Source organism: Rhizobium sp. BR 314 (assembly GCF_047445805.1).
GTDB classification, from domain to species: Bacteria; Pseudomonadota; Alphaproteobacteria; order Rhizobiales; family Rhizobiaceae; genus Rhizobium; species Rhizobium lusitanum_B.
Genome location: NZ_JARWLA010000042.1, coordinates 37,340 through 50,783, shown reverse-complemented (window position 1 = coordinate 50,783; position 13,444 = coordinate 37,340). Strand labels below are relative to the sequence as shown.

The following is a 13,444-nucleotide window of genomic DNA, read 5'->3' as shown; positions in this document are numbered from 1 at the left end:
TCTACCAGGAGAAGACGAATTGATAGTGAGGAAGCTAAAGCCGAAGGGGTGCGTCTCACCCGCCCCCTCCCTTCCCTTGCAACCCGGCCCAGCCGGTCCGGTCGGGGGCTTGCCACAGTGCAAGTGGACATATCGAGTGTCGCATTTCTAAATGGCTGACGATGCGCCCAAAGGGACATTTCTACTTTGCAAATCGGCGGACATTCCAACTCCTCCGCCACACATGTAGCCGGGTACATTCTATTTCCAAGTGCGCCCGCCCTTGATCGCTCTGAAGCGGCCCTTGCTGATGCAGCATGAGCGGATCGGCGATCAAGCCCTTATCAGACTTTCGGCTGCTCATGCGTTGCGCAATGGATGCCGCCGCCGACCTGGCCGACATTGTCGATATCGAGCATGACAATCTTACGCCCGGGATAAAGCTCTGTGAGAGTCGTCTTGGCCTTTTCATCAGCTTTTCGGTCGCCGAACTGGGCGGCGATCACCGCGCCGTTACAAACATAGTAATTCACATAGGACGAGACGAAATCGTCTGCATCGACGCGAATGTTGGAAGGCTCAGGCAGTACGACCAAGTCGAGCTTACGACCTTCTGCATTGGTCGCTTTGGCCAGGATGTCATGTGTCTCGAAGGCTGAGGCAGACCATGGGTCACTCTTGTCAATCTTATCTCCCATCTGGATCAGAACGACGCCCGGTTTTACAAATCGCGCCAAGGCATCGATGTGATAATCCGTGATGTCCGCGCCCTTGATGCCGGGCGCCCAGACGACCTTCTTGGCTCCCATGGTTTCCAACAGCATCGCTTCGATTTCGGCCTTGGATCCATGATTGCGGTTCGGATTGATGAAAGTGCTTTCATGCGCGATCAACGTGCCATGGCCGTCGGTCTCCACGCCTCCTGCCTCTCCCACCAGCCCTGAATCGAAAACCGGGATACCCAGGCGCTCGGCCACGCGCGCGGCGATCCGCCCGTCATTGTCGTGCACCTGCTTGTTGCCCCAGCCGTTGAAATTGAACTGGGTAAGCGCAAGACCACCCTTCCCGTCAACGACAAAGGAAGGTCCGGAATCCCTGCACCACAGGTCGTCGGTCGGAATGTCCCAGAGTTCGACCTTGGCGGAGATGCGCTTTCTGATGGCCGTGTGATGCTCTGCTGCAGCCATCATGACGACCGGTTCGAAATCGACGATCGCGTTGGCAATCTTGGCGATCGTGCCCTGAAGATCGTACAGGAAATCGGGATCCTCATAGACCTTTGAATTGTTCGGCCATTGCATGAAAGTGCGTTCATGCGGATCGGTTTCCTCAGGATACCAGAAACCGCTGCTGTTGGCAGCCGACTTCGCACCTGCAATGCGGGAAAACACGGAGAGCCCTCCGGCCAAGGCGGCGGCTCGTAGCAACGTGCGGCGAGGCATAATCATGGCGCCATTCCCTGTTAGGTTGAGTGGGAGTATGCGACTTCGCGGCGATTTAGGCAACATGGGCCGGCTTTCCGCCGCGGGCATCACACCACCCTCGCCTCAGCACTCCCCGGCGATCTCATGTCACCGAGGTCGAACGCTAGAAGCGAGACCAGTGTTTTTGTATCAGGTGGGAAGCTCAGTTGGCTGAGGTTTGCTTCGGCGCGCCGGTTGTCACCGTCGCCGTCGTTGCTGCCGGCTTGAGATAGGTGTCCAGGAGATCGGCCATCTTGTCGTCGCGAATCTCAGCCGTCTTCTCGCCCATGACCACACCGACGACGCTGCGGCCGTTCTTTGTCGCCGATGTCACGAGGTTGTAGCCGGAGGCATCCGTATACCCGGTCTTGATGCCGTTTGCGCCGGCATAGCGATACATCAGATTGTTGTGGCCGCGCAGTTTCATGCCGCGAAATTTCATGCCACGCATCGAGAAGAGCTTGAACTCTTCCGGAAAGTCCCGCATCAGCGCAACGCCGAGCGTCGCCATGTCGTGGGCCGTCGTCACCTGCTCCGGATCCGGCAGGCCCGATGGATTCTTGAAGACGGTCTTGCTCATGCCGATGCGATGGGCCTTTTCCGTCATCATCTTGCCAAAGCTATCTTCGGAACCGGCAAGCTGCTCTCCGATCGCTACCGCCGCGTCATTCGCCGAGAGAACGATGATGCCTTCGACGGCCTCGCGCACCGTTACCTTGCGGCCGGCACCGACAGCAAACTTGAAGGGCTCCTTGCTCTCGGCATTCTCCGACATGGTCAATTTCTGATCCCACTTCAGCCGCCCTTGGTGCAGGGCTTCGAAGACGAGATAGAGCGTCATCATCTTGGTCAGTGAAGCCGGAAAATTCAGCTCATCCTGGTTCGTCGCCTCGAGCACCTGGCCGCTATGCACGTCCACGACATAGCTCGCCTGCCCTGCTGCTGCCGCCGAAACGATCCCGAGAAACGATAAGGTCGACATGGCCGTGGCGAGAAGCAATGAGGTTGTCTTGAGCATGAATTTCTAAAGTCTCTTTGATTGGCGTGTTGGGCAGCTTCGATCGCCGAACAGAACAATGTAGCCGCGCGCTTTCGAGGGTGATGGATTAGTCAAATCTATGGCGGAATGAAGAACGGCGCTATCAAAAAACGGGCAGATGGAAATAACCCCCTGCTCTTTTCAAGATGCGCTCGTCGCGATCTCGCCCCTCGCGCGAAAAGCGTCAGAATTGTTGCTCGAAGATACAATCATGCGGAGATATTTGACCCTCAGGTCCAGTACCATGACTTGCCGATTTCCGAACGCGCTTCGCTTCGCGTCATGCCGATATCCTCAAGCTGGTCGTCAGTCAGTTCGCCCAGATCGCGCCGGCTGCGCCGTTTTTCAAAGTGAGACCAAGCAGCGGTGACTGCGCGCCACAAGACCCCGGGTTTGCGCTTGCCCCCGGCAACGCCTGATATTGCCACCACCAATTTTTCCGCATCGATCGCCATCTACATGCTCCCATACCTGCTGCATCGGACAGGCCAAAGATGCACTGGCGCTTACCGCGAATGAAGCTTATGCTCCTAATGCAATCCATAAGGAATCCTTTTGATGCTGAACCTGGATCAACTTACCGCCTTCGTCAGCGTCGTCGATCTCGGCAGTTTCACCGCGGCAGCCGACAGGATTGGGCTCACGCAGCCGGCTATAAGCTTGCAGGTGAAACTTCTGGAAAAGCGCCTCGGTGTTCGACTGATCGAGCGCGTGGGTCGTCGGGCGCAGCCATCGCCGGCGGGAATCGAACTCCTCCCACATGCTCGCCGGATACTTGACGACTGCGCAATGGCGGAAGAGGCGATGACGCCCTATCGCGAGGGATCGGCCGGACGGGTGCGGATCGGTACGGGCGGCACCGCGTCCATCCACCTGCTGCCTCGAGCGATTGCCGCAGCCAAGAAGCGCATGCCGGAGCTTGAGATCATCGTGCGCGTCGGAAATACCAATAACATAGTACGCGACATCGAAGCGAACAGGTTGGATCTGGCCGTGATCACCCTGCCCGCTTCCGGCCGCTCGCTGGAAATCGAATCGTTTTACGACGATGAGATTCTCGCTGTCGCGCCAAAGGGCAGCACGATCCCACCGGACGGCCCGGATGCCGAGTTCATGAGGGACAAGACGCTGATGCTCTACGAAGGCGGCAACACGCGCCACATGACCAATGAGTGGTTCGTCGCCGCAGGAGTTAGGCCCGATCCATCAATGGAATTCGGGAGCGTGGAGGCCATCAAGGAGCTTGTTGCTGCCGGCCTGGGCTGGTCGTTGCTGCCGGCCATGGCGCTGAAGAACGGAAACCAGGATGATCTAGCGACATCCCCTATCCGGCCCCGGCTTGTGCGGCAACTCGGCATGGCGCTTCGCCGCGACAAGTACCTGACAAAGGGCCTTCGCGAAATCATGAAATGCCTTCGCGAATTCCACAGCAGTCGCACTTTGGAGTCCTAGGTGGGGTCGTCTCGCGAACCGCCGTCCCATACGCGAAATCCACGTTGCTAGCGGTAGCATACCCGAGGGAGAGCGCACCGGATTCGATGACCGCGTCTCATCGGCAACTCCCGAACACGCAATCTAACATTTGCGTGGGACTTGTGACCGATTGACTCTTGAACGTCGCCACGGAATCGGCAAAATTCATCGTATCAATGTTTCCCCTGAGATACGAACCCGTCCACGGGCCCGCCTCGTTTGAAATTACCTGGATATGAGCGTGAGCAGCGATTCATCAAGAAACGCGGCGAAGTCTTTGACTTCGCGCGCGCATGTCAATGCGGCCGGTTGGGGGAAAGGTCTCTCGACGATCGTGCGAATCACCCATATGACGCAGCGTCATCCGTGGCAGACCAGCTTCGCCATTGGGGCCACTTTTGTAGCTGCAACGTTGCAGCTGATGATACCGCGCCTGCTTGGCCGCGCGGTCGATCAGACGCAGACAGCCGTCGCCGGTGGTGCTGCCGGCCAGATCGCCGATGGTGCGTTGATGACAACAGCCCTGCTGCTGCTGGTCATCAGCATTCTGCGCGGCCTGTTCACGATGGTGCAGAACTACTATAGCGAGTCCGTCGGCCATCACATGGGCTACGAGCTCAGACTCGCCTGCTACGAAAAGATCCAGCAACTCTCTTTCAGCTTCCACGACAAGGTGCATTCCGGCGATCTCATCACCGTCGGCCTGCTCGATCTTGAAGGCGTGCGCATGTATTTCTCGACCGCGCTGGTGCGCATGCTGCTGCTCACCATGCTGATTGGCGTCGGCGCCTATATGCTTTTGTCGACGGATGTCGTGCTTGGCCTGCTCGCCTTGAGCTTCGTGCCCTTTGTCGCATGGCGGTCCTCCGTAACGCAGTTGCGGCTTCGGGCGACCTGGCTCGACCTGCAGGAACGCCTTTCAGTGCTAACGCGCGTGATGGAGGAAAATCTCGGCGGTATCCGTGTCGTTCGAGCCTTTGCTGCGCAGATGCATGAGATCATGAAATTCGACGGGGCATCACAGAACGCCTTGCATCTCGCTCACCAGCGAGTCGGCATCCGCGTCATCAACACCAGCGCGATGAATCTTTCGTTCTTCATCGCCATGGGGCTGGTGCTCTGGATCGGTGGACTTAAGGTGATTTCAAGTGAAATCAGCGTCGGCACCCTCGCCTCCTTTCTGACCTTCATGACCATTCTGCAGATGCCGGTGCGTCAACTCGGGCTGATGGTCAATGCTTTCGCGCGTGCCTCGACCTGCGGCTCGCGCCTGTTCGCATTGCTCGATCTCGATATCCCCATCAAGGATGCTCCGGATGCCAAACCGCTTGTCGTGACTGAAGGAAAGCTGCGTTTCGAGAATGTCGACTTCAGCTATCCCGGCCCGGAAAAGCGACCGGTACTGACCAATATCTCGTTCGAGGCCAGACGTGGCGAGACGATCGGCATCGTCGGACCGCCGGGGAGCGGTAAGTCGACCATCGCCCACCTGATCCCACGATTCTACGACGTCACGGGCGGCCGCGTCACGATCGATGGCCAGGATATCCGCAAGGCGACGCTGCAATCGCTGCGGCAGAACGTTGCCGTCGTGCAACAGGATTCCTTCCTGTTCACGACGAGCATCGAAAACAACATCGCCTATGGCGACCCTTGGGCGAAAGAAACCCGCATCGAGCGCGCAGCTGAATCGGCGCAGCTGCACAACTATATTCTCGGCCTGCCGGCCGGCTATACGACTGTTGTCGGTGAGCGCGGCGTGTCGCTCTCGGGTGGCCAGCGCCAGCGCCTGACGATCGCGCGGACACTAATGCTGAAACCGGCCGTCATGGTGTTCGACGATTCCACCGCCGCCATCGACGCTGCGACGGAACAACGCATCCGTAGCGCCATGAAACGCTTTGCCCGCGACCGGGTGACGCTCATCGTGGCGCATAGGCTAAGTTCGCTGATGCACGCCGACCAGATCCTGTTCATCGAGAATGGCGAGATCGTCGAGCGCGGCACTCATGAGCAGCTTCTAGCTGCCGGAGGGCGTTACAAGGCGCTTTACGATCTGCAGGTTCGCCCGGAGGATGACGTCGTCAAGACATCAGGCGGCACGCTCGAAAGAGCGAAAAGGGAGGTCTGACGATGTCAGAAATTACGGAAACCGAGCGCAACGACGTGCGCGAAGATGGACGTCGCCCTCCCCGCGCCGTGGTCGGTTCGCACCGCGTCGAAGAGGAAATCTTCGGCAAGGTCTTCGACAGCAAGATCATTGGGCGCATCTGGGCCTTCGTCAGCCCCTATCGTCGGCAGATCTATATTTCGGTGATCGCCGTCCTGCTGTTCACTGCGTCGCAAATCGTCATACCGCTCGTCATTCGCCACGCGATCGACAATGCCATGGCGCCAGGTGCCATCGACTACTCAGCGCTCTGGCTGTCGCTGGCGATCTTCGCTGCGGCAATCCTGGTCAATTACGGCGCGAGCTACGTGCAGGAAACCTATGTCGGCCAGGTGGCCGAAGAAGTATTGTTCGACATACGCCGGGCGATGTTTGCGCATCTGCAGCGGGTATCGCTCTCTTTCATGGACAAGACCGAAGTCGGACGGTTGATGTCGCGCCTACAGGGCGACGTTAACTCCATGCAGGAATTCCTTGAAACTTCTGTGCTTTCCGTCGGCGACATCGCACTGCTTTTCGGCATCGTCGTGGTCATGCTGTCGCTCGATTTCCGGTTGGGGTTGCTGACACTTTCCGTCATGCCGATCCTGTTCATCGTCCGGCTGTTCTGGCTGCCAAAGGCGCGTGTCGCCTTCATGAACGCCCACGAAACCAACTCCATCACCAACGGCGCACTGGCGGAAGCCATCCATGGCGTGCGCGCCGTGCAGGGCATGCATCGGCAAGGCGTCAACTTCGCTCTCTTCGACGACAAGGCTCACGCCAACCTGAAGTCGCACCTGACGGCTGCGCGCTATGCCCAGATCATGGTGCCGATCGTCGATACGCTGACCGGCATGGCAATGGCGATCGTCATCATCGTCGGCGGCTCGATGGTGCTGAACCACAAGCTCGATGTCGGCATCATGGTCGCCTTCCTGTTCTACATCCAGCGCTTCTTCGATCCGATCCGCTCGCTCACCATGCAGTATTCGGTCATGCAGCGCGCCATGGCTTCCGGCCAGCGGCTTACGGAGGTTCTAGACGTTCCGATCGACATCAAGGATGCGCCCGACGCCACGGAGCTTTCGCGCGACATGGACGGCTCCGTCGAGTTCCGCGATGTCGTCTTCGGCTACAATCCCCAGCATCCGGTGCTGAAGAATGTCAGCTTCAAGGTCAATCCCGGGGAAACCGTGGCGTTGATCGGCCCGACGGGTTCAGGTAAATCCAGCTCCATGGCGCTGATCCATCGCTTCTATGACGTGCAGCAGGGCCAAGTGCTGGTCGGCGGGCACGATGTCCGATCCCTCACCCAGGATTCGCTCGGCCGACAGATCGCCATGGTGCTGCAGGAACCCTTCCTCTTCACCGGTTCGGTGCTGGAAAACATTCGTTACAACAAGGATGAGGCGACCCGCGAAGAAATCATCGAGGCGGCAAAGGCAGTCGGGGCGCATGAGTTCATCATGAAGCTGCCCGATGGCTACGACACCATTCTCGGCGAGCGTGGCGGCGGACTTTCGCTCGGCCAGCGCCAGCTTGTCAGTTTCGCGCGCGCACTCGTTGCGGATGCCAAGATCCTAGTGCTTGACGAAGCGACGGCGAATATCGACAGCTATACCGAGATGTTGATCCAGAAGGCGCTGGTAAAGCTGCTGGAAGGCCGGACAGGTCTCGTCATCGCACACCGACTGGCTACCATTCGCGAAGCGGACCGCATCATCGTGCTGCAAAACGGCCAGTTGCTCGAAAGCGGCAACCACCATCAGCTCATGGCGAACGGCAAGCTCTATTCGAAACTCTATAACCTCAACTACGCATCCTTCGACGATATTCCGGAGGAAGAGGTGACTGTTTCTGTCCCGGCAGAGTCGCGGACCTAGGCCGATCGCAAGACAAACCGATATGTTTTCGCGCTCGCCTTTCTATCGAAAGGCGAGCTTTTTTGTCGTCGTAGTCGATCTACCTCGCCTGCGACACAGTAACTTGCATTACGATAGTTACTCATGCTATCTGCGTCTCCATGCAACGAACCAGCTTTAGCAATTTCAAATGCCCTGCCGCCCGTGCGCTCGAAAGCGTCGGAGATTGGTGGAGCATCCTGATCCTGCGCGATGCATTTCAGGGGCTGAGCAGGTTCGACGAATTTCAGAGAAATCTCGGTATCGCGCCGAACATCCTCACCCGGCGGCTGAAGCACCTAACCGAGGAAGGCCTGTTCGAGCGACGTCTCTACAATGAGCGGCCGCCACGCTACGAATATGTGCTGACCGGCAAAGGTCGCGACTTCTTCCCCGTTCTGATGGCGCTTTTCACATGGGGCAATCAGCATCTCCCAGCTGAGGAGGTCGCCATGCGGCTGGCCGACGCGAACACCGGAGAAGACCGGGATCCGCTTTTGATCGACAGGGTAACCGGCCGCGCTTTTCATCCCGAAGACACCATTCTGGTGCCGGGGCCGGCCGCAGACGATGCCGTTCACGAGCGCATCGCCGAGATGAAAGCTTGGTTTATGGGCTTCGACGCCTGACTTAATAGGAGCAAGACATGGATCGTATCGTCATCACCGGCATGGGACTGGTTTCACCTCTGGGCGTAGGAGTCAATGCCAGCTGGAAGCGGCTGATCGAAGGGCGCTCGGGCCTGACGCTGTTGCCGGAGGAAATGGTCGGTGATCTCGCCGCCAAGGTTGGTGGTATCGTCCCCGATATCGCCGAGGACGCCGAAGCCGGCTTTGATGTCGACCGCTATGTACCCGTCAAGGACCAGAAGAAGATGGATCGGTTCATCCTCTTCGCCATGGCGGCGGCCCAGGAGGCAATCCTTCAGGCCGAGTGGCAGCCGACTGGTGTTGATGAACTGGAGCGAACCGCAACGGTGATCGCATCGGGCGTCGGCGGCTTTCCCGCTATTGCCGAGGCAGTGCGTACGACTGAGACGCGCGGCGTCAAACGACTGTCCCCCTTCACCGTTCCGTCTTTCCTCGTCAATCTGGCCGCCGGTCAGGTGAGCATCCGCTACGGCTTCAAGGGGCCGCTAGGCGCGCCGGTTACGGCTTGCGCCGCAAGCGTGCAGGCAATCGGCGATGCAGCACGGCTGATCCGGGCCGGCGAGGCCGATATTGCCATCTGCGGCGGCGCTGAAGCCTGCATCGACAAGGTAAGCTTAGGAAGTTTTACGGCTGCACGCGCGCTGTCGACTGGCTTCAGCAACCGGCCGGAGGAAGCCTCACGCCCGTTCGACAGTGCGCGCGATGGCTTCGTCATGGGCGAAGGCGCGGGCATGATCGTCATCGAGACGTTGGAACATGCGCTTGCCCGTGGCGCGACGCCGCTGGCAGAGCTTGTAGGCTACGGCACGGCTGCCGACGCATACCACATGACCGCTGGTCCCGAAGATGGCGATGGTGCGCGGCGCGCGATGCTGTCGGCCCTTTCCCAGGCAAGAATATCTCCTGCCGAGGTCAAGCATCTGAATGCGCATGCCACATCGACACAGGTCGGCGACCGCGGGGAGATGGAGGCGATCAAGACCGTCTTTGGCCGTAACGGCGCGATCGCGGTCAGCGGCACAAAGGCCGCCACCGGCCACCTCCTGGGTGCCGCAGGCGGCTTGGAGGCCATCTTCACCATCATGGCGCTTCGCGATCAGATCGCCCCACCGACGCGCAATCTGCAGGATCCGGATGCAGCCGCCGAAGGTATCGATATTGTCGGCGCAGCCGCGCGGCCGATGGCGATGGACTATGCGATCTCCAACGGCTTCGGTTTCGGCGGCGTCAACGCCAGCGCCCTCTTCCGCCGCTGGCAGTAACCGCTATCTCAACGACGGGAAGCGCGCTATTCTGACCTCCTGTCAGATGGAGATCGCCCATGCGTGCATTTCCCGTCACCGCCTTGCTCTGCTTTGTCTTCGCCTCAACGGCCCGAGCCGAAGACCCCGTGCAGACGGCTCAAGCTCTGATCCAGGCGCAGATTGGCGCTTTCCTGCATAATGACGCGGCGGCGGCCTATTCCTTCGCCGCCCCCGGCATAAAAGCGCTCTTCCCGGACGAGGACAGCTTCCTTGCGATGGTGAAGAAGACATACCAGCCGGTCTATCATCCCGGCAATTACGCTTTCGGCAAGAGCCGCGCGATCGATAATGGCGCGGTCGTCTATCAGGAACTGATGATTACGGGCACGGATGGGAAAGATTGGACAGCGATCTACCAGATAACCCGTCAACCGGATGGCAGCTACAAGATCAATGGCGTCCAAATTCTTCGCAATACGACGAGCGAAGGGATCTAGGCATCTATCAAGTGAGGAAGCGGCGCGTCCGTCGCTGAGGACGATACGCGCTTGCTCCTTGGCCACGTCAACCGCGAATTCTAGGCGACGTCGTCGAAAAATTGGTGTCCTGGAGTTCGGGGCGCGGCTGCGGAACGACGACCGTTGAGGCCGGCACAGGTGCTGGCGTTACAGCCGCTGCCGGAGCAACGAAGGCATTCGCATCCATGATCGGACCGGAAATCGACATCGAGTTCGGAGCCGGCGTCGGAATGGGAACGGCGGACGGAATTGCTACCGGGACTGCCGATATGCTGACCGTCGGATCCGAGACCGGCGTAAATGCTGCAACGGTCTGTGCCTGCTGCTGCACTGGCTGGGTATCCGGCAAAACGAACGGAGACTGCGAGCCACCCTGGTTCGACACGTAGTTCATCGCCACCTCGTAGGAGGGCAGCGGAGCCGGCGTCTGCAATTCGCCGTCGCGACCGCGCTTCTCGTAGAAGGCATTTCCGCCGGCGATCGCAACATAATGCATGTTATCGTAGGGGAAGCGCAGACCCTGGGTGTGGAAGAACATTGCTTCCTTCACCTGCGGATGCCGCGCGCCACGCAGAAGTGCGGACGCGGCCACATCGAGATCCTGCTTTGCCTGATCCTTGACCTCTCTGGTCATCACGCCCGGCGCGAACTGTTTTTCCTGCGAGACGACACCGCAGATCGTCGGGGGATAGGCCCCGGACGTCAACCTGTTCATCACAACGGTCCCGACCGCCATGTAACCACCAGGGTCCGAGCGCTGCGATTCAAAATACATCGCACGTTCGAGGCAGTCCTTGTCCTTGGCGGTATAATTATATGTCACCTTCGCGCCACGAATGGCCTTCGTGGTATTGCGAGGGGTGGGTGTTGTCTTCTGGGTCGTCGTGCAGCTCGTAGCCGCCAAACCGACAACCAGTAGCCCCGAAAGACATGCCCCGAATTTGCGTTGCGCCCTCAACGGCAAGTGCCTCCTATTTACGGTAGTACAGCCCTTATCGATTAAGAGAATGCGTTTTAGCCGGATTTTTTTCAAATTCCAAGCGACCACGCAATCAAATCTGCCAATGACTTTTTTCAAAGGCGGATGGACCGTTTATTCCGATTCGCTATTTTTCCCAATGCTTCATTGTCACAAAGCTCATTTCGAGACATGCCTGGAGCCAAATCTTGCCTGGGGAGCAAGCCTGCTCCAAGCAGCTCGAACGATGTTCGTTAGGAATAACAATCAATCGATAATAAAAGATTTACCACATATGCAAGCTCCATCTTCCAGCCTACCTCGACGAGGATTCGCCCCGGCGCGAAGCAATAGAACGACCAACCGCCTCGTATCGCGGCAGGCGGATTCGGAACATCGCAGCCTGCCGATTTTACGCGTTCGAACAGAATGTCGACCGCTTCGCGAGACGGCTGCATGAAACCGATATGATAGGTGTTGCGGCCGACCGACACGCTATCGGCGCCGCCAAATTTTTCGACGGCTCGACTGATGACCAGTTCGAGCCCAGCATCATCGCGCAGAATCGCCAAGCCGTTTGCGCCGTGCGTCTTGACCTCGGTCAGGCCGAAGACCGAAACGAAAAAATCCCGTGTCGCAGCGACATCGGGAACGTGAAGATCCAGGTGATTCAATCGCATCACAGCTCCAAGAGGTTGCCCCGCGAAAGCGTGACGGTCAAAAAGGCCAACGCCAACGCGGGGCACTCGGCCACAATAGCCAAGTTCCGCGTCGCGGGCTCTCACGCCTACGGCGAGGAGCAGAGCTTCCGGATGGAAGGGGTCGGGCCTACCGAGACCGACCCTGCCTTTTTCGACGAAATTCGATTAGCGCGAAATCTTGATGAGAGCAAGACTATCCAGCGTCGCTCCCATCCTGGCTTCTAGAGCGAGATCAAACCGGCTCGAGGTCGCCCCTCGCCCAGTTTTCCTGCGTCTCGGCCATGAAATCGGCAAAACGGCCTTCGGCGATCGCCTTGCGGATACCCTGCATCAATTCCTGATAATAGGCGAGATTGTGCCAGGAGAGCAGCATGCCGCCGAGCGCCTCGTTGGCGCGGACAAGATGATGCAGATAAGCTCGGGAATAATCGCGCGAGGCCGGGCAATTGGACTGTTCGTCCAGCGGCCGCATGTCCTCGGCGTGGCGCGCATTGCGGATATTGACCTTGCCGCGGCGGGTAAATGCCAGTCCGTGGCGGCCCGAACGGGTCGGCATCACGCAGTCAAACATGTCGATGCCGCGGGCGACGGACTTCAGGATGTCGTCCGGGGTGCCGACGCCCATGAGATAGCGCGGCTTTTGCGTCGGCAATTCGGGAAGCGTGATATCGAGCATACGCAGCATGACTTCCTGCGGCTCACCAACAGCAAGGCCGCCGACCGCATAGCCCTTCAGATCCATGCCGCTCAGCGCCTGTGCGGAACGAACGCGAAGCTCCGGGACGTCGCCGCCCTGCACGATGCCGAACATCGCCTTACCGGGCTGATTGCCAAAGGCCACTTTGCAGCGCTCCGCCCAGCGCAGAGACATTTCCATGGCACGCTCGATTTCCTTCGGCGTCGCCGGCAGAGCAACACACTCGTCCAGCTGCATCTGGATGTCGGAATCGAGCAACCCCTGAATCTCGATGGACCGCTCCGGCGACATGTGATGCAGGCTGCCGTCGACATGCGACTTGAAGGTGACACCCTGCTCATCGAGCTTGCGCAGACCCGAGAGCGACATCACCTGGAAGCCGCCGGAATCGGTGAGTATCGGATGCGGCCAGCGGATCAGCTGGTGCAGGCCGCCGAGGCGCGCGACACGCTCGGCCGTCGGGCGCAGCATCAGGTGGTAGGTATTGCCGAGGATGATATCGGCACCCGTCTCGCGCACCTGGTCGAGATACATGGCCTTGACGGTGCCGACGGTACCAACAGGCATGAATGCCGGCGTGCGGATCGTCCCGCGCGGCATGGAAACTTCGCCGAGGCGCGCGCCGCCATCGGTCTTCTTCAATTGAAATTGAAAGCTCTCGGTCATTTC

At 59.0% G+C, this 13,444-nt stretch carries 12 protein-coding genes; 6 read left to right on the top strand and 6 right to left on the bottom strand.

Translation table 11 applies throughout. The features are described from left to right. Positions 1–323: 323 nt before the first annotated feature. The 3 genes from QD461_RS31905 to QD461_RS31895 form a co-directional block, all read right to left on the bottom strand. A complete protein-coding gene (locus QD461_RS31905) occupies positions 324–1,427 on the bottom strand; it encodes an agmatine deiminase family protein (protein WP_414091118.1) in 1,104 nt (367 codons plus the stop codon). Between the two features lie 178 nt (positions 1,428–1,605). Next, a complete protein-coding gene (locus tag QD461_RS31900; protein ID WP_414091117.1) occupies positions 1,606–2,460 on the bottom strand; it encodes a D-alanyl-D-alanine carboxypeptidase family protein in 855 nt (284 codons plus the stop codon). 251 nt (positions 2,461–2,711) lie between these two features. Beyond that, positions 2,712–2,936 (bottom strand): DUF1127 domain-containing protein, encoded by a 225-nt coding sequence (locus QD461_RS31895; RefSeq protein ID WP_414091116.1) that lies wholly within the window; start codon positions 2,934–2,936, stop codon positions 2,712–2,714. A 103-nt stretch (positions 2,937–3,039) separates the two neighbouring features. On the opposite strand from QD461_RS31895, the gene QD461_RS31890 reads away from it, so the two are divergent. From QD461_RS31890 to QD461_RS31865, 6 genes are all read left to right on the top strand, one after another. Then, entirely contained in the window at positions 3,040–3,933 is an 894-nt protein-coding gene (locus QD461_RS31890) for a LysR family transcriptional regulator (protein WP_414091115.1), read from the top strand. A gap of 262 nt (positions 3,934–4,195) precedes the next feature. After that, positions 4,196–6,085 carry an ABC transporter ATP-binding protein gene (locus QD461_RS31885; protein WP_414091114.1) on the top strand — a complete coding sequence of 630 codons (1,890 nt, stop codon included), beginning with the start codon at positions 4,196–4,198 and terminating at the stop codon, positions 6,083–6,085. A 2-nt stretch (positions 6,086–6,087) separates the two neighbouring features. Continuing rightward, positions 6,088–7,989, top strand: coding sequence for an ABC transporter ATP-binding protein (locus QD461_RS31880; protein ID WP_414091113.1), 1,902 nt, complete (start codon positions 6,088–6,090; stop codon positions 7,987–7,989). Between the two features lie 140 nt (positions 7,990–8,129). Continuing rightward, the gene (locus QD461_RS31875; RefSeq protein ID WP_414091112.1) at positions 8,130–8,636 is read left to right on the top strand and encodes a winged helix-turn-helix transcriptional regulator; all 507 of its coding nucleotides are present in this window, start codon (positions 8,130–8,132) and stop codon (positions 8,634–8,636) included. A 17-nt stretch (positions 8,637–8,653) separates the two neighbouring features. Then, entirely contained in the window at positions 8,654–9,919 is a 1,266-nt protein-coding gene (gene fabF / locus QD461_RS31870) for a beta-ketoacyl-ACP synthase II (protein ID WP_414091111.1), read from the top strand. 59 nt (positions 9,920–9,978) lie between these two features. Beyond that, positions 9,979–10,398, top strand: a complete 420-nt coding sequence (locus QD461_RS31865; protein ID WP_414091110.1) for a DUF4864 domain-containing protein — start codon at positions 9,979–9,981, stop codon at positions 10,396–10,398. Between the two features lie 67 nt (positions 10,399–10,465). Here QD461_RS31865 and QD461_RS31860 read toward each other — a convergent pair whose 3' ends face one another. From QD461_RS31860 to tgt, 3 genes are all read right to left on the bottom strand, one after another. After that, positions 10,466–11,377, bottom strand: a complete 912-nt coding sequence (locus QD461_RS31860; RefSeq protein ID WP_414091109.1) for a cell wall hydrolase — start codon at positions 11,375–11,377, stop codon at positions 10,466–10,468. Between the two features lie 254 nt (positions 11,378–11,631). Next, the gene (locus QD461_RS31855; RefSeq protein WP_184708332.1) at positions 11,632–12,057 is read right to left on the bottom strand and encodes a VOC family protein; all 426 of its coding nucleotides are present in this window, start codon (positions 12,055–12,057) and stop codon (positions 11,632–11,634) included. Positions 12,058–12,310: 253 nt separating this feature from the next. Next, the gene (tgt, locus tag QD461_RS31850; protein ID WP_184708334.1) at positions 12,311–13,441 is read right to left on the bottom strand and encodes a tRNA guanosine(34) transglycosylase Tgt; all 1,131 of its coding nucleotides are present in this window, start codon (positions 13,439–13,441) and stop codon (positions 12,311–12,313) included. Positions 13,442–13,444: the final 3 nt, after the last annotated feature.